This is a genomic window from Micromonospora sp. MGP-C2 (genome assembly GCF_057766525.1).
Genome location: NZ_JBYMEN010000002.1, coordinates 121,466 through 144,971, shown reverse-complemented (window position 1 = coordinate 144,971; position 23,506 = coordinate 121,466). Strand labels below are relative to the sequence as shown.

The 23,506-nt window shown below is 72.5% G+C and carries 16 protein-coding genes and 1 pseudogene; 4 read left to right on the top strand and 13 right to left on the bottom strand.

Annotated elements, in window-relative coordinates:
- Positions 1-19: 19 nt before the first annotated feature.
- From AC3CF1_RS00175 to AC3CF1_RS00125, 11 genes are all read right to left on the bottom strand, one after another.
- Positions 20-1,240 carry an MFS transporter gene (locus AC3CF1_RS00175; RefSeq protein WP_355162795.1) on the bottom strand — a complete coding sequence of 407 codons (1,221 nt, stop codon included), beginning with the start codon at positions 1,238-1,240 and terminating at the stop codon, positions 20-22.
- Positions 1,231-2,466, bottom strand: a complete 1,236-nt coding sequence (locus AC3CF1_RS00170; RefSeq protein ID WP_099852519.1) for an ATP-grasp domain-containing protein — start codon at positions 2,464-2,466, stop codon at positions 1,231-1,233. The genes AC3CF1_RS00175 and AC3CF1_RS00170 overlap by 10 nt, the downstream gene beginning before the upstream one ends.
- Positions 2,463-3,242 (bottom strand): B3/B4 domain-containing protein, encoded by a 780-nt coding sequence (locus tag AC3CF1_RS00165; protein WP_354981672.1) that lies wholly within the window; start codon positions 3,240-3,242, stop codon positions 2,463-2,465. The genes AC3CF1_RS00170 and AC3CF1_RS00165 overlap by 4 nt, the downstream gene beginning before the upstream one ends.
- A complete protein-coding gene (locus AC3CF1_RS00160; protein WP_354981673.1) occupies positions 3,239-4,528 on the bottom strand; it encodes an MFS transporter in 1,290 nt (429 codons plus the stop codon). The genes AC3CF1_RS00165 and AC3CF1_RS00160 overlap by 4 nt, the downstream gene beginning before the upstream one ends.
- Complete coding sequence (locus AC3CF1_RS00155) at positions 4,528-5,817, bottom strand: amidohydrolase family protein (protein ID WP_328375370.1); 1,290 nt, start codon at positions 5,815-5,817, stop codon at positions 4,528-4,530. The genes AC3CF1_RS00160 and AC3CF1_RS00155 overlap by 1 nt, the downstream gene beginning before the upstream one ends.
- Before the next feature lie 51 nt (positions 5,818-5,868).
- Positions 5,869-6,513, bottom strand: a complete 645-nt coding sequence (locus AC3CF1_RS00150) for a prephenate dehydratase (protein WP_307871349.1) — start codon at positions 6,511-6,513, stop codon at positions 5,869-5,871.
- Positions 6,497-7,459, bottom strand: coding sequence for a phenylacetate--CoA ligase family protein (locus AC3CF1_RS00145; RefSeq protein ID WP_488449205.1), 963 nt, complete (start codon positions 7,457-7,459; stop codon positions 6,497-6,499). The genes AC3CF1_RS00150 and AC3CF1_RS00145 overlap by 17 nt, the downstream gene beginning before the upstream one ends.
- On the bottom strand, positions 7,431-7,922 hold the full coding sequence (locus AC3CF1_RS00140) for a hypothetical protein (RefSeq protein ID WP_488449204.1): 492 nt from the start codon (positions 7,920-7,922) through the stop codon (positions 7,431-7,433). Before AC3CF1_RS00140 ends, AC3CF1_RS00145 begins: the two co-directional genes overlap by 29 nt.
- Positions 7,923-7,983: 61 nt before the next feature.
- Complete coding sequence (locus AC3CF1_RS00135) at positions 7,984-8,694, bottom strand: SDR family NAD(P)-dependent oxidoreductase (RefSeq protein WP_488449203.1); 711 nt, start codon at positions 8,692-8,694, stop codon at positions 7,984-7,986.
- A complete protein-coding gene (locus tag AC3CF1_RS00130; RefSeq protein WP_099852508.1) occupies positions 8,691-9,302 on the bottom strand; it encodes an anthranilate synthase component II in 612 nt (203 codons plus the stop codon). Before AC3CF1_RS00130 ends, AC3CF1_RS00135 begins: the two co-directional genes overlap by 4 nt.
- On the bottom strand, positions 9,299-10,732 hold the full coding sequence (locus tag AC3CF1_RS00125; protein ID WP_488449202.1) for an anthranilate synthase component I family protein: 1,434 nt from the start codon (positions 10,730-10,732) through the stop codon (positions 9,299-9,301). Before AC3CF1_RS00125 ends, AC3CF1_RS00130 begins: the two co-directional genes overlap by 4 nt.
- A 400-nt stretch (positions 10,733-11,132) precedes the next feature.
- Between AC3CF1_RS00125 and pdxR the strand changes: the two genes are divergently transcribed.
- The 4 genes and pseudogenes from pdxR to AC3CF1_RS00105 all read left to right on the top strand — a co-directional run bounded on the left by pdxR (position 11,133) and on the right by AC3CF1_RS00105 (position 19,518).
- Positions 11,133-12,599, top strand: coding sequence for a MocR-like pyridoxine biosynthesis transcription factor PdxR (pdxR, locus tag AC3CF1_RS00120; protein ID WP_488449201.1), 1,467 nt, complete (start codon positions 11,133-11,135; stop codon positions 12,597-12,599).
- Between the two features lie 190 nt (positions 12,600-12,789).
- Positions 12,790-18,193, top strand: a pseudogene (locus AC3CF1_RS00115) (ATP-binding protein).
- Between the two features lie 108 nt (positions 18,194-18,301).
- The gene (locus AC3CF1_RS00110; RefSeq protein ID WP_088947727.1) at positions 18,302-18,538 is read left to right on the top strand and encodes a DUF5988 family protein; all 237 of its coding nucleotides are present in this window, start codon (positions 18,302-18,304) and stop codon (positions 18,536-18,538) included.
- A 275-nt stretch (positions 18,539-18,813) separates the two neighbouring features.
- A complete protein-coding gene (locus tag AC3CF1_RS00105) occupies positions 18,814-19,518 on the top strand; it encodes a 4'-phosphopantetheinyl transferase family protein (protein ID WP_488449200.1) in 705 nt (234 codons plus the stop codon).
- Between the two features lie 87 nt (positions 19,519-19,605).
- Here AC3CF1_RS00105 and scpA read toward each other — a convergent pair whose 3' ends face one another.
- Positions 19,606-21,657: a methylmalonyl-CoA mutase gene (gene scpA / locus AC3CF1_RS00100; RefSeq protein WP_456152693.1), complete on the bottom strand. Its 2,052-nt coding sequence runs from the start codon at positions 21,655-21,657 to the stop codon at positions 19,606-19,608.
- Positions 21,658-21,728: 71 nt separating this feature from the next.
- Positions 21,729-23,498: a methylmalonyl-CoA mutase family protein gene (locus AC3CF1_RS00095; protein ID WP_488449199.1), complete on the bottom strand. Its 1,770-nt coding sequence runs from the start codon at positions 23,496-23,498 to the stop codon at positions 21,729-21,731.
- Positions 23,499-23,506 lie beyond the last annotated feature (8 nt).

The following is a 23,506-nucleotide window of genomic DNA, read 5'->3' as shown; positions in this document are numbered from 1 at the left end:
CCTCTTCCAGGGGTGGGTGTCAGGAACTGGCGGTGGCCGGCTCGGCGGGCGTCGGCACGGGCCGGGCAGCCGGTCGGATCCGCAGCACTGCGAACGCGACCACGCCGACCACCGGGGTCAGCAGGAGCAGGAGGAGGACGGGGCCGTGCCCACCGGCCTGCCAGACGAAGCCGAGGCCCATCGGCACGACCAGCCGGGCGGAGCTGAGCACGAAACCGTTCAGCGCCATGAAGCTGCCGACCCGGTGCTCCTGGACGTGGTCGGCGATGTAGGTCGGAATCACCACCGAGGCGATGATCTCCCCGAGGGTCCAGACCACTGTCGACAGCAGCACGGCGGGCAGCGAGAACGCGAAGACCAGGATGGCCATCCCCGTCGACCAGAGCAGGCCCGCCGTGATCAGCAGGGCCCGGGTCGAGTACGCCTTCATCCGCTTCTCGATCAGCAGACTCGCACTGACCACGACCACGCTGTTGATGGTGTAGACGGCACCGACCACCGCCACCGACGAGTGCAGCACTGTGGTGACCGCGAGGGGCAGCGTGTATTCCAGGCCGATCAGCGGCGCGACGAAACAGATCGAGACCACCACCAGCACCGCCACGTCGATGTCCCGCAGCAGGCCGGCCCGACGGGTGGTGCCGGCCGGCGAGGCCGTCGGCACCCGCCGGGTGTCCGCCGGTACGAAGAGCCAGATGGTGGCCGCCGCGAGCAGGCCGAGCAGGATGTTCCCGGCGAACATCAGCTGGTAGGAGTAGGCCGCCGCGAACCCGCCGAGCAGCGGGCCGACGCCCATGCCGAGATTGTTGGCCAGGTAGCTGACCGTGTACGCGAAGGGGCGCTGTTCGGGTTGGGTCAGGTCGGCGATCAGCGTGTTCGCCGCCGGGGCGAACATCCCCATCCCGACCAGCGCGACGAAGAGCAGTGCCGCGTACGTCCAGGTCGGACCGTCGAGCACTGCGAGGCCCAGGTAGCCGACCGCGTTGAGCAGCAGGCTCGACACCAGCGCGGCACGTCGACCGGCCCGGGCGCAGACCGGGCCGCTGAGCAGGCTGCCGGCGAGCAGGCCGGTGCTGCCCACGGAGATCAGCACACCCGCCTCGCCGGTGCTGAGGTGCCGGCTCTGCACCAGGTAGACCGCGAGCAGCGGGAAGACGAACATCCCGGCCCGGTTGATGAACGAGGCGTAGACCAGCATCCGCAGGGGGCGTGGCAGGGCCCGGAACCGGCTCAGCCACATGACGGATCACCGGCCGGCTCGGTGAGCACCTCGAAGGCGTCCCGGATGACCTTGAACCGGGCGCGTACGTCGTCGAAGTCGCGGCCCTCGCAGACGTACCAGCCCAGCACGTCGTTGGAGGCGGTCGGCACGGCGAGCACGTCCCCGACGGTCTTCCACACGTCCGCGTCGAGCACCGAGTCGAGCGCCCGCAGCTCCTCGGCGGTGGTGATCGCGGTGATCCGGCCGTACCGGTCGGAGCAGAGGTATTCGGTGCCGATCTCCGGGCCGAGGGTGGTCGCCGGCACGTGCCCCGGGTCCAGCTCCAGCCGGCACCACTCCCCCGCCAGGTTGATGCCCCGCCCGGCCTGGATGGCGGGGACGATCGAGCCGCCACCGGCCCGGGCGGCCGCCTCGCCGAACACCAGCTCGCCGTCGTCGCGCAGGAAGAACTCCACGTGCGCCACCCCGGTACGCATCCCGAAGCCGCGCAGCACCGTGGCGCTGGCGGTCAGGATGCGCCGCTCCGCCGGGGTCAGGTCGTGCTTGCGGGAGACAGTGCCGCCGGGCTCGTCGCGGAACTCCAGCACCGAGTACGTGTAGCGGGACAGCTGCTCGAAGACCACCTCGCCGTCGCGCAGCAGCGAGTCGACGTGGTATTCGGCGCCCCGGACGTACTCCTCCACCCGGTAGTCGTGCCGGTCGTCGGCGACCAGCGGCCAGACCCGGGCCAGGTCCTCGGTGGAGTCCACCCGGTGGGTGTCGCCGCAGGCCCAGCCCGCGTACGGCTTGATGACCACCGGCCAGCCCACCTCGGCGGCGAACTCGGCGACCGCGCCCACCGTCTCGGGACGGCACGAGCGGGCCACCGGCACGCCCAGCTCGACGGCCCGGCGGTGCATCACGTTCTTGTCCCGGAAGGCCAGCGCCTGCTCCGGGTCGAGCCCTCCGATGCCGTGGTCACGGCGGCAGCGCGCGGCGGTGAGCACGTCGCCCTCGAAGAGCGGGAAGATGCGCTCCACCGGGTGCGCGGCGAGGATCGTCGTGACCGCCGAGCGGACAGCCTCGGAGTCGTCGAGGTCGGCGTGATAGCAGGGCAGACCAGCTGCTTCGGCGGCCGGCTGCCCGGTCGGCAGCAGCGCGACGGTCGCCACGCCCAGCTCGGTTGCGGCGGCGACCACGCTGCGGAACTGGGCCGCGTACCGGCCTGCCGCCGGTCGGTAGATCACCAGGATCGCGCGGTTCACGATCGGCTCCCACTGTCGCTGGCGACCGGACCCGCGGTGCGCAGGACGGCGCTGGTCGTCGCGCCGTCGAGCACCGCCTCCTGCCGCGTGCCGTCGGACAGCTCGTCGAGGGCGGCGGCGAGCCGGGCCAGCGCGTCCGTCACCTCGGCCCGGCCTCCGGGGTGGGCCGACTCGACGGTGAGCAGCAGCCGGTGCCGGCCCAGATCGGTGCGGACCAGGTGGCCCTGCCGCCAGTTCCAGCGGCGCGAGTGGGCCCGCCCGTCGGCGTCGGCGTAGACGACCTCGCCCGGCTCGGGCTGCTCCGGCGCATCGGGCGTGCCCAGCGGGAGGTAGGTCTCGGTGCCGTCAGCCGGCCGGACGACGAGCTCGGCGAGGCCGTCGACAGCGCACGAGGCCACCGGCAGCGCCGCACCGAGCGACACCGCGTTGCAGAGGTCGACCAGGGCGTTGATCCGGGGCAGCCGGTCACCCTTGGCGACCCGCCGGGCGATCGACTCGGCGGCGCACGGGAACCGGTTGGGGTTCACCCCCACCGCCCGGTACGCCTCCCGCCACGCGGCGATGCCCGGCAGCTCCGCCACCCCCGCCTTGTCCAGGCCTGCCGCGTGCAGCGCGTCCTCGGCGGCGGTCAGCAGTGCCGACACGGCGGGAGGCGCCGGGGGGACCTCGATCGCCGGTATGGCGATCACGCCGAGCACGTAGTCCGGCACTGCGGTCAACACCCGGTCGTCGATGCGCACGGTGAGGGTGTCCCCACCGTCGCTGAGCTGGGTCATCGTGATCCTCGCGTGGTTCGGGTCCGATTGTCGGTCCGACCGTACGCAGCGCGACGACCACCGGGTGTGGCCAATCCGGGGTGATCCGGTGAGGCCAATCCGGCGGTCGGAGGCTGGTCGTCGCGACGGCCGGCACGGGCCCGGGCACCGAGCAGCGTGGTGCCCAGCGCCAGCACGCAGAGTGCCGCGCCGACCGGCCCGAGCAGGTCGAGGGCGTCCGTGCCACCGTGTCGCAGCAGCCGGTTGCCGAGGAAGCCGCCGAGGGCGATGCCCACGAACGTGGCCGACGAGTTGAGGGAGAGCAGCAGCGGCCCGGAGCTGGGCGCGACAGTGAAGAGCCGGTGTTGCTGGGCCGGTTGGGTGGCCATCGCCGTGATGCCCCACGCCGCCATGGCCAGCGCGGCCGGCAGCAGCGCCTGCCGGGTCAGTGGCAGCGTGACCAGGACCAGGGCAAGCCCGGTGACCGAGACGAGCAGCACCGGCACGCCACCCCACCGGTCGGTGGCCCGTCCGCCGAGCACGGTGCCGGCGACCGCCGGCACACCGAAGACCAGCAGCAGCACCGCGAGCAGGGTTCCGTCGCCGTCGGTGGCCGGCGCGAGCAGCGCCCCGACGTACGTCAGCGCGAGGTAGCCGCCGGTCATGAAGAGCGCGGTGGTGAGCACCGCCAACCCGACCCCACTGTCGCGTGCCGGGGCGAGCCGGGCGGCCAGCGACGGGCCGGGCGGCAGGGTCAGCGCCGGCAGGCCGACGGTCACCGCGACCGCGCAGGCGGCACCGATGGCGGCGAGCAGCCAGAAGGTGGCGCGCCACTGAAGGTCGGCGGCGAGCCAGGTGCCGAACGGCACCCCGGCCACGGTTGCCGCGGAGAGGCCGCCGAGCACGACGGCCATGGCCCGGCCGCGCCGCTCGGGCGGGGCCAGCGCGGCCGCCGACGCGGTGGCGGCGGGGATGTAGAGCGCGGCGCTGACCGCCGTGAGGACCCGGGCCAGCAGCAGCAGCGGCAGGTCGGGCGCCAGCGCGGAGGCGACGTTGCCCACTGTGAACCCGACCAGCGAGACCACCAGCACGGTACGCCGCTCCAGCCGGCCGGTCAGGGCGCCGAGCACCGGAGCGGCGACCGCGTACGCCAGGGCGAAGACGGTGCTCACCCAGCCGGCGGAGGCGACGCTGACCCGCAGCGTACGGGCCACCTCGGGGAGCACACCGGCGACGACGAAGGTGTCGGTGCCGATGGCGAAGGCGCCCACGGCGAGCAGCGGGACGACCGGCACGCTCCGGCGCATCACGCCACTCCCGCCGGCTGCCCGGCGCGGTAACGGGTGGCGTCCCCGGCGACCACCCTGCCGCCCAGCAGCACCAGCTCGATCGCCTCCGGCCGGCCCAGCACCGTGATGTCCTCGGCCGGGTCCCCGTCGGTGACCACCAGGTCGGCCAGCCGCCCCGGCTGCACCGTGCCCGCGTCGTCGCCGCGACCCGCGAGCCGTGCGCCGTTGGCGGTGGCCCAGGTCAGCACCACCGGGGCGGGAATGCCGGCCATGGTCACGTACGTCTCCAGTTCCTCGGCGTAGCGGCCGTGCGGGGTCCACGCGAAGCCGAAGTCGTCGCCGGCCACGATCGGGATGCCCATCTGCACCATCAGCGGAAGGATGCGCAGGGTGTTCTCCACCTCGGCCTGGAATTCGAGGGTCTCCAGGTATTCCGGGGTCTTGCCGTACCGGGTGCCGGTGGTGAGCAGCCGGTGCGGCTGATGCAGGCTCGGCACCACGAAGATGCCCCGCTCGGCGATCGCCTCCAGGGCCGCGTCGTCGGCGTACGTGGCGTGGTCGATCACGTCGACCCCGGCGGCGATGGCGTTGCGGATGCCGGCCAGCCCCCGCGAGTGCGCCCGGATCCGGACTCCCCGCCGGTGCGCCGCCCGGGCCGCGATCACCAGCTCCTCGGCGGTGAAGAGCAGCTCGTGCGATCGACCGTTGGGGAAGGTGTCGTCCCCGGTGGAGAAGACCTTGATGATCTCCGCGCCCTGGGCGACCTCGGTGTCGACGTACTCGATCAGCTCTTCCGGGGTGTCGGCCAGCCGCATCAGGTCGCTCGGGATGCGTTGCTTGACCCCCGGGTTGCGGCGCTCCGGCGGGCCGGACACCATCAGGTCCCGGCTGCACGGGGTGATCCGCGGGCCGGGCAGCCGGCCGGCGTCGATCGCCCGGCGCAGGGCCATGTCGATGCCGGCCACCGAGCCGGCACCGACGAAGGCGGTGTAGCCCAGCCGGAGCATGTCGGCCGCGTTGGCGGCGGCGCCGAGGGTGACCTCCGGGATCGTGTACTTGAAGAGCATCTCCCGACCGTCGAGCACGTTCAGGTACGCGATGTGGGTGTGGCCCAGCGTCATGCCCGGCATGACCGTCCGGCCGTCGAGGTCGAGGACGTCCACGTCCGGGTCGTGCAGCGGGGCCTGCGCCTCGGGCAGCACCGCGACGATCCGCTCGCCGTCGAGCAGCACGCTGTGGTGCGGGCGGGACGCCACCCCCAGTCCTTCCTGGACCGTGGCGCGGTGCAGCAACGTACGTCGGGACACGACGATCACTCCGGTTCTCTCGGTGTCGGGGCAGGAGAGCCGACGGTGGCTCTAGCAGCGGCCGAACAGGGTCCACACGATCTCGGCGCCCGGGCGGCGGGCCACCCACCGCAACGCGTGGCGGTGGACCCCGGGCGCGTTGGTCACCGCCAGGTCGGCGCCTCCGGCGGCGAGGATCTCCGCGGCGTGCTGGGTGGAGTCGGCGTCGACCCACCGCATCGGGCGGTCCCGCAGGGCGGGTGGCGCGAGGTCGGTGAAGAGCCGCCGGACCTCCCAGAGGGCGGCCACCGCGAGCTGACCGGCGGGCGGCTCGCGGTCCGGGTCGGCAGCGATGCCGTACTCCGGGGTGGCCTGCGCGAAGTACGCGTCCAGCCGCAGGTCGCGGTGCCAGTGGAAGCGGGTGAGCCCCTGGTACGCGCTCGGCACGAGGGCCTGGTCGACCCGGCGGTCCACAAGCGCCGCGAGCACCGCGTCGAAGGTGTCGGACAGCTCGACGCGCAGCCCGTGCCGCTCGGCGAGGAAGGCCGCCGTCAGGTGGCTGGACGTCCCGGGCGGGCCCAGGGTGGCCAACGTCGTGCCGGGCCGGCTCGCCCACCGGTCCACCACGGCGCGCCAGCGCCGCCCGTACGCCTCGGCGAGCGGGCCGGGCAGCGCCGGCACCCACTCGTCCGCGGCCGTCTCAGGTGGTGTAGCCACGGTTGCCCGCCATTCGCTGCGCCACCCGGGTCTCGTGGTCGACCTCCACACGCCGGTCGACGATCCGGGCGGCCTTCCAACTCACGAAGGCGCCGGTGCTCGTGATCGGGTCGAGCCCGTCGGTCAGCTCCACCTCAACCGGTACGCCGAGCGCGGCGGCGGCCCGCTGCCGGACGCCGTCGGCGATCCCGCCGGGGTCGTCGACGAGGTCCTTGAGCAGTTCCAGGCGGACCGTCAGTCGGTCGCCACCGCCGCTCGGGTCGTGGTCGATCACCACCTGGTATCCGCCCGAGCCGACGACCCCGGTCAGGACGGCCATCTCGATCTGCCCGGCGGTGAAACGTCTACCGCCCAGCTCGATCCGGTCCAGGGTGCGGCCCACGATCTGCACCAGGTCGCCGGCCATCTCGCAGTCGCAGTCCGACGACTCGATGATCACCGCGTCGCCCGTGCGGTAACGGACCAGCGGCTTCACCCCGTCGATCAGCATGGTGACGGTGAGTTCCCCGCTGCCGCGCGAGCCGTGCGACACGCCGGTCTCCGGGTCCACCACCTCGATGAGGTAGTTGGTCTGGGAGAGGTGCATCCGCTTGTTGCGGCAGGCGGTGGCGATGACGAACGCCTCCTGCGAGCCGTACAGGATGTTGTAGACGTCCGCGCCCCAGACGGACTCCAGGTTGCGGGCCAGCGCCGGGGTGCACATCTCGCCGGTGACGAAGAGCAGCTTGACGGCGAAGTCCTCGCGCAGCCGGTAGCCGTAGTGTTCGGCCGCCTTGGCGAGCATCATGGCCACGCCCGGCGTGCAGCAGATGACCTCCAGCTCAAGGTCCTTCATGAGCTGCAACGCCTTGGCGAACCCGATCACCGGCGAGTACGGCCAGATCTTCGCGTTCAGCGAGCCGACGTTGCGCGCGACGTCACCGAGGGTGTCGCCGAACGAGTGCACCTCGGTCGGCCCCGATCAACCCGATCCGGGGCGCGCCGTCGCCGAAGTGGTGCCGGAAGATCGACGCCCAGGACTCGGTGACGTGGGCGTTGCTGGCCACCACCTCCCGGCCGTCGCGGGGACACGGGGTCGCCCGGCCGGTCGTGCCTGTCGTCTCGTAGAAGAAGACGCCCTCGGACAGTGGCCGGCTGAGCACGTCGAGCATCTCCTGGCGCAGGTGCGTCTTCGTGGTGAAGGGCAGCCGGTCGAGGGTCGCCGGGGTGATCGTGGCGAGGTCGACGTCGGCCAGGTGACGGGCGTAGAACGGCGAGCCGGTTGACACCTGGTCGAGCACCGTGCGCAGCTGTCGTGCCCGCCAGGCCTCCAGGTCGGCGGTGTCGAGGGTGCGGTCGTAGAAGGCCTGGTGCAGGGCCAGGTAGTCGGCGGCGAAGTCCGCCGCCGGGCCGGTGGTCGGAAGCCACATTGTCGGATCCTCTCCAGGGGTGAGCCGGCTGCGGTGTTGTCGCCACCGGCCGTGGCGCAGGTCAGTGCAGGCCACCGTTGACGTCCAGAACAGAGGCGGTGACGTAGCTGCTCTCCGGGCCGGCCAGCCACGCGACGGCCGCGGCGATCTCGGCCGGCGAGCCGAACCGGCCGACCGGGATCCGGGCCCGGTAGTCGTCCCGGCGCTCGGCCGGGATCCGGGCGGCCATCGGGGTGTCGACCAGGCCGGGAGCGACCGCGTTGACCCGGATGCGGTGCTCGGCGAGCGCCCGGCCGAGGCTGCGGGTCAACGCTATGCACGCACCCTTCGACGCCCCGTACGCAGCGTCCGGGCTGCCGGACTGCCCGCTGATCGAGGCCACGTTGACCACAGTGCCGGGCCGGCCGGCGTCGACCAGCGCACGGGCGAACGCCTGGGTGCAGAAGAACGCGGCGCCCAGGTTGACGTCGAGCACCTGCGCGTACGTCTTCGGGTCGTAGTCGAGGAAGTCCCGGGCGTGGTAGACGCCGGCGTTGTTCACCAGCACCGTGGGCTGGCCGTACCGCTCGTGGATCCGCGCGAAGAGCTGCTCCACCTGCTCCGGCACTGCCACGTCGGCGACCAGCGAGGCGTACGCCGCCGGGTCACCGGCCGGGTCGACGTCGACGCCGAGCACCCGGTGCCCAGCCCCGGCCAGCGCGACGGTCACGGCCCGGCCGATGCCACCCGCCGCGCCGGTGACCACGGCGAGCGGGGCTGACTGGTCGGTCATGGCGACCCCACCGCCCCGGCGCCGGCTGCCGGCAGTGCCGCCGACGCGCGGCCCAGGAAGTTGTCGAACAGGCGCAGCCCGTCCTCGGTGAGCACGCTCTCCGGGTGGAACTGCACCCCCTCCACCGGCAGGGTCAGGTGTCGTACCCCCATCACGTAGCCGTCGTCGGACGAGCGCGCGGTGATCTCCAGAGCCGGCGGGGCCGGGTCCGCGACGATCAGCGAGTGGTAGCGGGTGACGGTGAGCGGGGCGGGCGCGCCGGCGAAGACACCTCGGCCGTCGTGGGCGACCACGCTCGTCTTGCCGTGCATCAGGTGCCGGGCGACCGTGACCGTTCCCCCGTACGCGAGGCCGATCGCCTGATGCCCGAGGCAGACGCCGAGCAGCGGCACCTGGCCGGCGAAGGCGTGCACCAGCTCCACGTGCCCGGACTCGGCGGGGTGCCCCGGCCCGGGGCCGAGCACCACCGCGTCCGGCCGCAGGGCGGCGAGCTGCTCGGTGGACCGCGACCGGGAACGGACCACCACGGTCCGCGCGCCGAGGGTCCGCAGGTACTGGTCGATGATGTGGGTGAAACTGTCGTACGCGTCGACGAGCAGGACCTTCACGGCAGCAGCTCCGTACCGGTCAGGGCCCAGAACGTGGCGCTCATCTTGGCCAGCGTCTCCCGCCACTCGGCCCCGGGTGTGGAGTCGGCCACGACCCCGGCGGAGGCCTGGGTGCGGTAGCGGCGACCGTCGTGCACGGCGGTGCGGATGCAGAGCGCCAGCACCGCGTACCCGCGTACGTCGACGAGACCGATCGAGCCGGCGTAGACGCCCCGGGGCTCGTCCTCCAACCCGTCGATGATCTCCATGGAGCGCAGCTTCGGCGCGCCGGTCATGGTGCCGGCCGGGAAGGCGGCGCAGATCGCCGCCCAGACGTCGGCGTCGTCGGCGAGCTGCCCGGAGACGGTGGACACCAGGTGGTGCACGTACGCGAACGGCTCGACGTCGAACATCGCGTCCACGCTGAGCGTCCCCGGCACGCAGACCCGACCGATGTCGTTGCGGCAGAGGTCGACCAGCATGACGTGCTCGGCCCGCTCCTTCTCGCTGGCCGTCAGCTCGGCCACCAGCCGGCGGTCGGTCTCCGGGTCTGCGCTGCGGGCGGCGGTGCCCGCGATCGGGCGCATGGACAGCCGGCCCTCATCGACGCGGAGGAACAGCTCGGGGCTCGCCCCGATGACGGTCCCGCCGGCCCAGGGCGTCAGGTACATGTACGGCGACGGGTTGCGGTGCCGCAGCCGCCGGTAGACCTCCAGCGGGGCGAGAGCCGTCTCCACGTCGATCCGGTGGCCGATCTGGATCTGGTAGCTGTCCCCCACCTCGATGTGCCGCAGGCACTGCTTGACCCGGGCGGCGAACGTCTCCTCGTCGACGGTGTCCCGCACCAGGGTGGGCGGTGGGGCGACCGGCACCGCCGCGTGATCGTCGGGAAGCCCGGCGAGCAGCTCCGACAGCCGGGGAGCGCCGCTGTCGGGGGGCAGGTGCGGGCCGCTGGCGGTGAGCTGCCGCACGGTGCCGGCGCGCAGGTCCCACCAGACGGTGTGCCGGAACAGCACGAGGGTGCAGCGCGGGATGTCGTCGACCACCCGGTCGACGGAGAGCTCGTCCATGTCCCGCGCGGCCTCGTACGCCAGGGTGGTGAGGAAGCCGAAGGCGAAGCTGTCGGCGGGGGCGGTGGTCCGCACCGCGAAGGCCCGCTGCACGGCCCGGACCGCCGCCCAGACCTCGGGTGGCCCGGAAACCGACCAGACCCGCTCCGGCGCGTGGTGCCGGGCCGGCTCGCCCAGGACCGCCGTGAGCACGGCGGACAGGGCGTCGCCGAGCGGACCGTCGCAGATCACCTCAAGCCGGTCGGCGATGAACCGCAACTCGGCGAGAGTGTCCCAGCCGACTGCCGCCGCATAGCGGTCCTGAGCCGGGCCGTCTAGGCTTTCGAAGAGATACAGATCGTCGTGCGGACGACATTCGGAGAGTGCCGTGTAGAGCGACAATGGATTGATTGCCGACAGTGTGACGGATGTCACCTCTATTGGAATTGAGTTGGCCAGTGGCGTAGGCCGCATCGCCACAGAATGCGACCGAATGGGCCACGTGGCGGTCTTGGTTGACAATGAGGACACTGCGAAACCCCCTCTGAGCAGCCCGATTTCGGCGCCACCGTTGGCGCTGACCCCGCCGCGTGACACGGCAGATCGGACTTTCCCCCCGCACAAAAGGACTCGCACGACCGGCCCCGCGCCGGCACCAGGGACGTTAGTGAGGTCCATATTGGACAACTCGGAACGTACGCCCTGATTCGCCGGTCGCTGGACGGTTGCGCGTCCGGCCAACACTTTCCTCAAGTACAGATCGCGCTGTCCATACCACTTCGACTACGCCGGAGCGGACCACTTGTTGTTGAATCTAAACCTGTCAATAGACGGTCAGTCGCGCGAAACGCTGGCAGTGCAGCTCCGTAACGCATTTCGTACGCAGATCGAGGAGGGCGTGCTGCGTCCCGGCACCCGCCTGCCGTCGAGCCGGCAGCTCGCCGCAGACCTCGGGGTGTCCCGCAGTGTGGTCGTCGAGGCGTACGAGCAGCTCTGCGCCGAGGGCTACTTCGTCTCCCAACACGGCTCGGGCACCTCGGTGGCGGCGGCGGCGCGCGACGAGATCGGCTCGGCGCTCACGCCGGGCGACCGCGCACCGACGGCGGCACTGCGGGACCTGCGCACCGGCGGCCTGCACGCCTCCACCTTCCCCGGGCAGGACTGGATCCGGGCGGTCAGCGCGGTGGTCACCTCGGCCGGCCTCCGCGAGCTGGGATACGCCCCGCCGTCCGGCCTGCCGGTCGTCCGACACACCCTCGCCGGCTACCTCGGCCGGGTGCGCGGCGTGCGTACCAGACCCGACCACCTCATGATCACGTCCGGCTTCGCCCAGGGCCTCGCGCTGCTGTGCCGGGAGCTGCGCGACCGGGGCCACGACACGGTCGGCGTGGAGGACCCGGGTCACCCGGGCGAGTGGGAGTTCATCGCCGACGCCGGCCTGCGTCCGGTGGGCCTACCGGTGGACGCCGACGGCATCCGGGTCGACGCCCTGGCCGCGAGCGGGGTCCGCGCCGTGCTCGTCACCCCGGCCAGCCAGTTCCCGACCGGGGCCACGCTCAGCGCGCAACGCCGGGAGCAGCTCGTCGCCTGGGCCGAGGCGGTCGACGGCTACATCGTCGAGGACGACTTCGACGCCGCCTTCGTCGCCCCGGCGCAGCGGATGCCGGCGTTGCAGAGCCTCGCCCCGGACCGGGTGATCTACGCCGGCAGCGCCAGCAAGGTGCTCGCCCCGGCGCTCCGCCTCGGTTGGCTGGCCACCCCGCCCACGCTGACCGCGCCGATCGAGCGCCTGCGCGCCGGCTGGGACCTCGGCTGCTCCAGCCTGGAGCAGCTCGCCTTCGCCCGCCTCATCGACACCGGGGCGTTCGACCGGCACCTGCGGCGACTCACCGCCGACATCCAGAAACGCCGTCAGGTGGTCCACCAGTTCGTCGCCCGCGAGCTGCCCGGCACCACCCTGCGCAACGGGCACGGCGGGTTGCAGGCGTACCTGGAACTGCCCACCTGGTGCGCCGAGGAGGCGCTGGTGCAGGCCGCCCGACGCCGCTCGGTCCTGGTCCGTGGCGGCCGCTTCTACGCCCTGCGCGCCGACGACCGGCCGCCAGCACTGGTCGTCGGCTACGCCGGGTTGCGCGGCACCGAGCTGGGCCGCGGCCTGGCCGGGATCGCCGGGGCGTACCGGGAGACGATGGGCCGCACCGGGTCCAGAGCCCCCCGGGTGACTCCGACGGCCGAACCGAGCGGCACGGGGGTCCGCGGTGGACGGTGAGCACGACCGGTGACCCCTGTCGTCCCGGCATCGCCACCCTGGGCGGGCTCGCGTCCCAGGCCAAGCTAGGGGTGTCGGCTGCTCCCACGGGCGCGTTACGGTCCGGCCGTGCCCGTACCGCGATGCGCGCGCGGGTCACTTAAGAATCGTCGTCTGTCGAAGCGTCAGGCGTCGGGGGAGGGGTCGACCGGTGTTCAGGCGTATCGCGATCATCAATCGGGGAGAAGCCGCGATGCGGCTGATCCATGCCGTACGGGACCTGTCGGCGGAGTCGGGTGACCACGTCGAGACGGTCGCCCTGTTCACCGACGAGGACCGTACCGCGACGTTCGTCCGGGCGGCCGACCTGACGTATCCACTGGGTGCCGCGGCCACCCGCCCGTACCTCAACCACGAGCTGCTGGAACGCGCCCTGGTCGAGACCGGCGCCGACGCGGCCTGGGTCGGCTGGGGATTCGTCGCGGAGGACCCGGCGTTCGCCGAGCTGTGCGAGCGGATCCGCGTCACGTTCGTGGGGCCGAGCGCGGAGGCGATGCGCAAGCTCGGCGACAAGATCGGCTCGAAGCTGATCGCCGAGGAGGTCGGCGTCCCGGTCGCCCCGTGGAGCCGGGGCGAGGTGGCGACCCTCCAGGACGCTCTTCGCGCGGGCGACCAGATCGGCTACCCGTTGATGCTCAAGGCGACCGCCGGCGGTGGTGGGCGTGGCATCCGGCGGGTCGACTCGCCGGTGGACCTCACCGACGCCTATGAGCGCACCAGCCAGGAGGCGTTGCGGGCCTTCGGCTCCGGCGTGGTCTTCCTGGAACGCCTGGTGACCGGCGCCCGGCACGTCGAGGTGCAGATGATCGCCGACGGGCAGGGTGGTGCCTGGGCGCTCGGGGTGCGGGACTGCTCGGTGCAACGGCGCAACCAGAAGATCATCGAGGAGTCCGCGTCGCCGGTGCTGGCGGCGGAACAGGTCGCCGAGGTGAAGGCCGCCGCGGTGCGGCTCGCACTGGCGGTCGGCTACCGGGGCGCCGGCACTGTGGAGTTCCTGTACCACCCGGCCCAGAAGCTGTTCGCCTTCCTGGAGGTCAACACGCGGCTCCAGGTCGAGCACCCGATCACCGAGATCACCACCGGCACCGACCTGGTCAAACTCCAACTGCACGTGGCCGGCGGCGGCCGGCTCGACGGTCCGGCACCGGTGGAGGCGGGTCACGCGGTCGAGGCCCGACTCAACGCCGAGGACCCGGACCGCGACTTCGCACCCTCCCCCGGCCGGATCGTCCGGCTCGCGCTGCCGGCCGGCCCGGGCATCCGGGTCGACACCGGTGTCAGTGAGGGCGACAGCATCCCGGCGGCCTTCGACTCGATGATCGCCAAGATCATCGCGTACGGCCGGGACCGCGACGAGGCGCTCGGCCGCCTGCGTCGCGCCATGGCCGAGACCACCGTCATCATCGAGGGTGGCGCCACCAACAAGAGCTTCGTGCTGGACCTGCTCGACCAGTCCGAGGTGATCGACGGCTCCGCCGACACCGGCTGGATCGACCGCGTCCGCTCCGAGGGCCGCCTCGTCACCCACCGCCACTCCGCGATCGCCCTCGCCGCGGCGGCCATCGAGGCCTACCAGGACGAGGAGGAGGTCAGCCGGCAGCGCCTGTTCACCACCGCCCACGGCGGCCGCCCGCAGGTGCGCCACGAGACCGGCCGCCCGCTCGACCTGAAACTGCGCGGCGTCGCCTACCGGGTGGCGGTGTCCCGCGTGAGCCGCAGGTGTTTCCGCATCGGCCTGTCGGCCGGCGGGGACGTCCACCGCGTGGACGTGCGGATGGAACGGTTCGACGAGCACCGCGGGCAGATGCTGGTCAACGGCAACCGCTTCCGGTTGGTGACCGCGACCCACGGGCCGATCCACACGATCGAGGTCGACGGCGTCACCCACCGGGTCAGCAGGGACGAGGGCGGCGTGGTCCGCTCCCCCGCGCCGGCCCTCGTCGTCGCGACTCCCCTGACCGTCGGTGACGAGGTCGAGGCCGGCGCGCCGATCCTGGTGCTGGAGAGCATGAAGATGGAGAACGTGCTCCGGGCCCCGTTCAGGGCCCGCGTGCGCGAGTGCCCCGTCGCGGTCGGCAGCCAGGTCGAGACGGGCACCCCCCTGATGCGCCTCGAACCACTGGCCGACACCACCACCGAGGAGACGACCACTTCGGCCGAGGTCGTCGAGATCGACCTGCCGGCGGCACCGGGCGGGCCGTCGGCGGAGGAGGTCCTGGACGATCTGCGCGCGCTGCTGCTCGGCTACGACGTCGCCCCGGGCGAGATCGGGCGCTGCCCAGCCGTGCGTACCGGGGCACCGGCCGGTCACCTCGACCTTCTGACGATCTTCGCGAACCTGGCGGAGCTGGCCCGCAACAAGCCGCGTCGGACCGCCGACGCCCAGCCGGGCAGCGCCGTGCACACCCCGCGCGAGTTCTTCCACAGCTACCTGCAGAGCCTCGACGCCGAACGGGCCGGCGTCCTCCCCCGGGTTCGTGGCACGCCTGGAACGGGTCCTCGCCCACTACGGCGTGACCGGGCTGGACCGCACACCGGAACTGGAGGACGCCGTCTTCCGGATCTTCCTGGCCCAGCAACGGATGGCCGCCGCGACGCCGGTCGTCTCCGAGGTGCTGCGCCAACTGCTCGCCGGGCCCGCACCCGTCGGCGACCTGCGTGAACCCGCCGGTGTCGTCCTCGAGCGCCTGATCGAGGCGACCCAGGTCCGCTTCCCGGTGATCGCCGACCTGGCACGTGGTCTGGTCTTCCGCTGGTACGCCCAGCCCCTGCTGCGCCGCACCCGCGCCGAGGTCTATGCCGAGGTCCGTGCCGACCTGCGCCACCTCGATGAGCACCCGGACGCCCCGGACCGGGCCGACCGCATCCAACGCATGGTCTCCTGTCGACAACCCCTCGTGCGGATCATCGGTCAGCGCATCCGACGCCCCGGCCACACCGAGCACGGCCCGCTGCTGGAGGTGCTCACCCGCCGCTACTACGGCAACCGGGGCCTGACCGCGGTGACCGCGCGGGGCGGGCTCCTCACCGCCGAGCACGGCACGACCCACATCGTGGCGGGCGCCACCGACATCGCCCGTCTTCCCGACACCCTCACCGCGCTCGCCGAGCTGGCCGCCGACGCCCCGGCCCCACTGGTCGCCGACCTGTACGTCGCGGTGCAGGACCAACCCGACGACGACGCCGTCGCGGTACGCCTCGCTGAGCTGTTCGCGGCACACCCGCTGCCGTCGACCGTCCAGCGGGTCACCGCGACCGTCGCCAGCTCCAACGGCGCCGTCATGCACCACTACTTCACCTTCCGGCCCGGCGAGGCCGGCTTCACCGAGGACCGGCTGATCCGTGGGCTGCACCCGCAGATCGCCCAGCGCCTGCAACTGGAGCGGCTGCGCGAGTTCGACCTGACCCGGCTGCCCTCGGCCGACGAGGAGATCTACCTCTTCAAGGCAGTGGCGCGCAGCAACCCCGCCGACGAACGGCTCATCGCCATGGGCCAGGTCCGCGACCTGACCCCGCTGCGGGAGACCGACGGACGCCTGGTCGCGCTGCCCGCCCTGGAGGAGGCCACCACCCTGGCCCTGGACGCGATCCGCGACATCCAGGCGCGGCGGCCGCAGGACAAGCGGTTCGACACCAACCGGATCCTGATGTACGTCTGGCCGCCCACCAACCTGTCGCTCGACGAGCTGAACGCGCTGGTCCAGCGGATCCTGCCCACCTCGACCGGGGCCGGGCTGGAAGAGGTGCAGTTCATCGCCCGGCAGCCGCACTCGGCCGGGGACGTGGCGGTGACGATCACCCTGGACCCGGGCAACGGCGCTCACCTCAACGTGGGCGCGCCGTCCACCGAGCCGGTGCGACCGCTCGACGACTACCGGCAGAAGGTGCTGCGTGCCGCACGTCGGGGCACCACCTACCCGTACGAACTGACCGGGCTGCTGGGCCGCTTCACCGAGTACGACCTCGACCCGTCCGGGACGCTCGTACCCGTCGAACGGCCGAAGGGAAAGAACTCGGCGGCCATCGTGGCCGGCGTGGTGACCACCCCGACCGAGCGCTACCCGGAGGGCGTCACCCGCGTGGTGCTGCTCGGCGACCCGACCAAGGCGCTGGGCGCGCTGTCCGAGCCGGAGTGCGCTCGCGTCATCGCCGCCCTCGACCTGGCCGAGACCATGCGGGTGCCCCTGGAGTGGTTCGCCCTGTCGGCGGGCGCCCGCATCTCGATGAGTTCCGGAACCGAGAACATGGACTGGGTCGCCGCCGCGCTCAAGCGCGTCGTGACGTTCACCCAGGCCGGTGGTGAGATCAACATCGTGGTGGCCGGCATCAACGTCGGCGCGCAGCCGTACTGGAACGCCGAAGCGACGATGCTCATGCACACCAAGGGCATTCTGGTGATGACCCCGGACTCGGCGATGGTGCTCACCGGCAAGCACTCGCTGGACTTCTCCGGTGGCGTGTCGGCCGAGGACAACTTCGGCATCGGCGGCTACGACCGGGTCATGGGGCCCAACGGGCAGGCACAGCACTGGGCACCCAGCCTGCCGGCGGCACGGGACGTGCTCATGGCCCACTACGACCACACCTACGTCGTACCCGGGGAGACCGGGCCTCGGCGGGCCGACACCGACGACCCGGTCGACCGGGACGTCTCCGACTACCCGCACCTCGTCGACGGCAGCGACTTCACCACCGTCGGGCAGATCTTCTCGGCGAGCCACAACCCGGACCGCAAGAGGGCCTTCGACATCCGTACCGTCATGCGCGCCCTGTCCGACCAGGACCACCCCGTCCTCGAACGTTGGGCCGGGATGGCCGACGCCGACACGTCGGTGGTCCAGGACGCCCACGTCGGTGGCTATCCCGTCTGCCTGATCGGCATCGAGTCGCGCCCGGTCCCCCGGCGCGGGTTCCCGCCCACCGACGGTCCGGACACCTACACGGCGGGCACCCTGTTCCCCCGCTCGTCGAAGAAGACGGCACGGGCGATCAACGCGGCCTCCGGCAACCGCCCGCTCGTCGTGCTGGCTAACCTGTCCGGCTTCGACGGCTCCCCCGAGTCGATGCGCAACCTCCAGTTGGAGTACGGCGCCGAGATCGGCCGGGCGATCGTCAACTTCGAGGGCCCGATCGTCTTCACGGTGATCTCCCGCTACCACGGCGGCGCGTTCGTGGTCTTCTCCAAGGCCCTCAACCCGAACATGTCCGTGCTCGCTTTGGAAGGCTCGTTCGCCTCGGTGCTCGGCGGCGCCCCGGCCGCGGCCGTCGTCTTCTCCGGTGAGGTCACCAACCGCACCGCGAAGGACCCCCGCGTCGCCGAGCTGCACGCGCAGGTCGCGGGCGCGACCGGCGTGGAACGGGCGGCCCTCAACGTCCTGCTCGCCGAGGTGCGCTCGTCGGTCCGCGCGGAGAAGCTGGGCGAGGTGGCCGCGGAGTTCGACCGGGTGCACAGCATCCAGCGAGCCGTCCAGGTCGGCTCGGTCGACGCCATCGTCAGCACCGCCGAGCTGCGGCCCCGCATCATCGAGGCGATCGAGCACGGCCTGAAGAGGTGACGCCCTCCCCGCCCTGGCATCGGGGTGCTAGGGGTCTGTGTCGGCACCGGAGACGCCCCCATGCTGAATTCGGAGCGACGAGGCTCCGTGGCAGAGAGGACCGATCCGATGCCTCAGTACCTGACACTCGACCCGCCGGCCCTGGCACCGTCCGAGCCCGTGCTGGTGTTCCTCCAGGGTGGACCTGCCGACATCCCCCGCACTGTGGTGGCCAGCGTCGAGCAGCTGGTCTACGGAAAGATCAAAGTGCCCTACCTGGCCGGTTACGAGCACTTCGAGCGCCGCTTCGGCGACGGCTCCCCGCTGTTGTTCACCTGGACCGCGCGGACCAAGATCGCGGAATGACGCGGGACGGATCGCGGGTCGCACCCTTGGCGGCGGCGCCGGGGCGGCGGCCCGCGATCGGACGCCCACCGACTGCCCGGGCCCCTAGCCGGGACGGGCACTCCCTTAGCTGCGCGAGCGCGGCCCGTGAAAGCCGCAGCGTTCGTTCCCTACGGCTACCAGCGTCGATACTGTTGAAGCGTGACCAATGCCAGCCGTGCCCGTGCACTGCCGCCCGAGGGCGTCAGGTCGGCCACCGCTGACTCCGGAACCGTTTCTCCGGCGCGGAGGAAGCCATGATCGAGTCCATCCTTCCCGGCGCCGTGACGGCCGTCGACACCTTCGTGGACCCGCCCGGTGCCGACCTCTTCCCCGAGGAGGAGGCCGTCATCCGCAAGGCCGTGGACAAGCGCCGCCGCGAGTTCACCACCGCCCGCTGGTGCGCACGCCAGGCGATGCGCCAGATCGGGATCGCTCCCGCGCCGGTCCTGCCCGGCACCCGCGGCGAGCCCCAGTGGCCCTTCGGGATGGTCGGCAGCATCACCCACTGCGCCGGCTACCGCGCCGCAGTCCTCGCCGAGCAGGAGAAGGTCACCACTGTCGGCATCGACGCCGAACCCAACGAGGCTCTCGCCAACGGCGTGCTCGAAGCCGTCTCCCTGGCCGAGGAACGGGACCGCATCGCCGTCCTGCTGCGCGACCATCCCGGCGTCGCCTGGGACCGGATGCTGTTCAGCGCGAAGGAATCGGTCTACAAGGCCTGGTTCCCGCTGACCGCACGGTGGCTCGACTTCGAGGACGCGAACATCGTCATCGACCCGCTGAACGGCACCTTCAACGCCACGCTGCTGGTGACCGGGCCGTGGGTGCACGGGCGGCGGCTCAGCGGGTTCAGCGGCCGGTGGCTCGTCGAGCAGGGCCTCGTCGTCACCGCCATCACCGTCCTCGCGCCGGTGGTCCCGAAGGCCCGGCCCGCCGGCCGCCTCGCCGCGCACCGCTGAGCCCGCACTTCCCCGCGCACAGCACGGTGGCCGCCTCCCGAGTGGGAGGCGGCCACCGTGTCGTCCAGGGTCAGCCCGCGACCGTACTCATCGCTGGAGCCGTTCCAACAGGTCCACCGCGGCCTCGGCGAGGACAGTGCCGGGCGGGAAGACCGCCGAGGCGCCAGCCCGGCGCAGCGCGGCGATGTCACCGGGCGGCACCACCCCGCCGACCACGATCATGATGTCCGCGCGGCCCAGCGCGGTCAGCGCCGCACGCAGCGCGGGCACCAGGGTGAGGTGGCCGGCGGCGAGTGAGTTGACGCCGACGATGTGCACGTCCGCGTCGGCCGCCTGCCGGGCGACCTCGTCCGGGGTCTGGAAAAGCGGACCCACCTCGACGTCGAACCCCAGGTCGGCGAAGGCCGTGGCGACCACCTTCTGACCGCGGTCGTGACCGTCCTGGCCCATCTTGGCTACCAGGATCCGGGGACGGACCCCGCGCCGGTCGGCGAACGCGTCGGCGGCGTCGCGGGCCCGGGCGACGCCGGGATCGGTGCCCGCCTCGTCGCGGTACACGCCCTCGGTCGTACGGATGTGGGCGACGTGCCGGCCGAACGCCGTCTCCAGGGCCGTGGAGATCTCCCCGACGGTGGCGTGCGCCCGGGCGGCGGTGACGGCCAGGTCGAGCAGGTTGGCCGCCGGGTCGGTGGCGCCCCGGGTGAGGGCGGCCAGGGCGGCGTCGCAGGCCGGCTGGTCGCGTTCGGCCCGCAGGCGGCGCAGCTTGGCGACCTGCTCGGCGCGCACCGCCGTGTTGTCCACCTTGCGCACCTCGATCGGGTCCTCCACGACCGGTCGGTGCCGGTTCACACCGATCACCGGCTGCCGACCGGAGTCGATCCGCGCCTGCGTACGCGCGGCGGCCTCCTCGATCCGCAGCTTGGGCAGCCCCTGCTCGATGGCTCGGGCCATGCCGCCGGCCTGCTCGACCTCCCGGATGTGACCCCACGCCCGCTGGGCCAGGTCGTGGGTGAGCCGCTCCAGGTAGGCGCTGCCGCCCCAGGGGTCGATCACCTGGGTGGTGCCCGACTCCTGCTGGAGCAACAGTTGGGTGTTGCGGGCGATCCGGGCGGAGAAGTCGGTCGGCAGCGCCAACGCCTCGTCCAGCGCGTTCGTGTGCAGCGACTGCGTGTGGCCCTGGGTCGCCGCCATCGCCTCGACGCAGGTGCGCACCACGTTGTTGTACGGGTCCTGCGCGGTCAACGACCAGCCGGACGTCTGGCAGTGGGTACGCAGCGACAGCGACTTCGGGTCGGTCGCGCCGGCGTCGCGCAGCAGCCGTGCCCACAGCAGGCGGCCGGCCCGCAGCTTCGCCACCTCCATGAAGAAGTGCATGCCGACCGCCCAGAAGAACGACAGCCGGGGGGCGAACGCGTCGACGTCGAGCCCGGCGGTCTTGCCGGCGCGCACGTACTCGGCGCCGTCGGCGAGGGTGTACGCCAACTCCAGGTCGGCGGTCGCCCCCGCCTCGTGCATGTGGTAGCCGGAGATCGAGATCGAGTTGAACCGCGGCATCCGCTGCGAGATGTAGGCGAAGATGTCCGCCACGATCCGCATCGACGGCTCCGGCGGATAGATGTACGTGTTGCGGACCATGAACTCCTTGAGGATGTCGTTCTGGATGGTCCCCGCCAGCTGCTCGGGCGTGACCCCCTGCTCCTCGGCGGCGACGATGTAGAGGGCAAGGATCGGCAGCACCGCACCGTTCATGGTCATCGACACGCTGATCCGGTCCAGCGGGATGCCGGCGAACAGCTCCCGCATGTCGAGGATCGAGTCGATCGCCACGCCGGCCATGCCCACGTCACCGGCCACCCGGGGGTGGTCGGAGTCGTAACCACGGTGGGTGGCCAGGTCGAACGCGACAGACAGTCCCTTCTGCCCGCCGGCCAGGTTGCGCCGGTAGAAGGCGTTGGACTCCTGCGCCGTGGAGAAGCCCGCGTACTGGCGGACCGTCCACGGGCGGGTGGCGTACATGGTCGGGTAGGGACCACGCACGAACGGGGCGATGCCCGGCAGCGAGTCGAGGAAGTCCACACCGGCCAGGTCGTCGGCGGTGTAGAACCGCTTGACGCCGATCCCCTCCGGGGTCTGCCACACATCTGTCGACTCCGGAGCGGGGCCGCTCGGTGCGGGTGGGGTGCCGAGCTCGACGTCGGCGTACGAGGGGATCATCGCGGGACTCCGAGGTCGTCGAGCGTGGTCTCCAGCACGCGGACGGCGTCGCACCCGGCGTACAGGTGGTCGTCGACGCCCGCCTGGCCGCCCGGCCGCCCGGCCAGCCAGATCTTCGCGGCGCCGGCCTGCCGGAGCGCGGCCGTGACCGACGCGGCCTGCTCGGCGTAGAGACGGTCGGACGAGCAGACGCACGCCACGGCACCGGGCGGGACCGGCTCGTCGGCAGCGGTCGTCACGGTGCGGATGCCGCCGGCCGCGAACAGGTTCGCGGCGAAGGCGACCCGGGCGCCGTGGTCGGACGCCCGGCCGATCGTGACCAGGTGCACCACCGGCGCCGTGGTCGCGCCGTCGGCCCGTCGGCGCAGCTCCTCGAACCGTTCCGCGTAACGGTGGCGGGGCAGACCGCCCACCGGAGCCGGTGGCACGGCGTGGCGGGCCGGGACCTGCTCGTCGAGATCGGGGAACTCGCTGACCCCGGTGATCGCGTCCTGGCGGCGGGCCACACGCGTCGCCCGACGCTCCCAGGTCGCGGCCAGCCGGTCCGCGACCAGACCGCTGCGCAGCGCCGTCCCGATGCCGCCCGCCCTCTCGATCGTGGTGAACCACTCCCACGCCGCACGGGCCAGCTCGTCGGTGCGCGACTCGACGTACCAGGACCCGCCGGCCGGATCGGTGACTCGGTGCAGGTGCGCCTCGTCCAGCAGGATGAGCTGGGTGTTGCGGGCGATCCGCTGGGCCGTCTCGTCGGGCCGGCCGAGGGCCACGTCGAACGGCTGCACGGTGATCGCCCCGGCGCCGCCGACGCCCGCGCCGAAACAGGCGAGCGTGGTGCGCAGCAGGTTGCTCCACGGGTCCCGGGCGGTCATCATCGCGCCCGAGGTGACGGCGTGCTGCCGCTGCGCCGACTGTCGGTTCGCGCCGGCGACCTCGGTGACCCGGTGCCAGAGTCGGCGGGCCGCCCGGAGCTTGGCGATCGTGGCGAACTGGTCGGCGGTCGCGGCGTAACGGAACTCGAGTTGGTCGAGCGACCTGGTGAGCGGGATCCCCCGGTCGCTCATCGCCCGCAGGTACGCCACACCGGTGGCCAACGCGCAGCCCAGTTCCTCGGCGTCGCTGCCGCCCGCGTCGTGATAGGTGGTCACGTCCACTGTCAGCGCCCGCAGCTCGGGGTGTGCCGTCACCGACTGGGCCGCCAGGTCCGCGGCGACGCCGAGTTCCGGTTCGATGCCGGTTGCCGCGAACGCGCCGTACGGGTCGGCGCCCAGGTTCCCCCGCAACACGCGGGGCTCGATGGTCTGCCGAGCGGCCACGTCCAGCAGGGCGGCGGTGGCCTTGTCGGTCTCGGTGCCGGCGTCGAGCACGATGCCGGTGCGGTCCAGCGGGATACCGGTGAGCAGCTCGCCCAGCTGCTCGGGGGCGGCAGCCCGTAGCCACAGCGAGGTCGCCCCGCCGTGCAGGTCGGCACGCGCCGCCGCGGCGGTACGTACCGGGTCCGGGTCGGTGTGCACCGTACGCACGTCCCACCGGCCGCCGACGCCGCCGCCCCGGGTGAACGGCGCCTGCCCGGGCAGCCCGTCGGGCACTGTGGTGTCCCGCGAGGTGTAGAGCGGCGCCAGTGGGAACCCGTCGTACGTGGTGGTGGCCAGCAGGTCGGCGGCGTCGCCCGCGGCGGTGTTCTCGTCCGCTCTTCCGGACCTGCGCAGCACGCTGAGGGTGAGCCGCTGCCAGTCCTCGATGGCGGGCACCGGGAAGTCGCGTGTCATGAGTGTGT

Coding starts and splice junctions, on each gene's coding strand:
- AC3CF1_RS00175 (WP_355162795.1), bottom strand. CDS start 1,240: ATGTGGCTGAGCCGGTTCCGGGCCCTGCCACGCCCCCTGCGGATGCTG.
- AC3CF1_RS00165 (WP_354981672.1), bottom strand. CDS start 3,242: ATGACCCAGCTCAGCGACGGTGGGGACACCCTCACCGTGCGCATCGAC.
- AC3CF1_RS00160 (WP_354981673.1), bottom strand. CDS start 4,528: ATGCGCCGGAGCGTGCCGGTCGTCCCGCTGCTCGCCGTGGGCGCCTTC.
- AC3CF1_RS00140 (WP_488449204.1), bottom strand. CDS start 7,922: ATGTGGCTTCCGACCACCGGCCCGGCGGCGGACTTCGCCGCCGACTAC.
- AC3CF1_RS00135 (WP_488449203.1), bottom strand. CDS start 8,694: ATGACCGACCAGTCAGCCCCGCTCGCCGTGGTCACCGGCGCGGCGGGT.
- AC3CF1_RS00110 (WP_088947727.1), top strand. CDS start 18,302: ATGCCTCAGTACCTGACACTCGACCCGCCGGCCCTGGCACCGTCCGAG.
- AC3CF1_RS00105 (WP_488449200.1), top strand. CDS start 18,814: ATGATCGAGTCCATCCTTCCCGGCGCCGTGACGGCCGTCGACACCTTC.
- AC3CF1_RS00095 (WP_488449199.1), bottom strand. CDS start 23,498: ATGACACGCGACTTCCCGGTGCCCGCCATCGAGGACTGGCAGCGGCTC.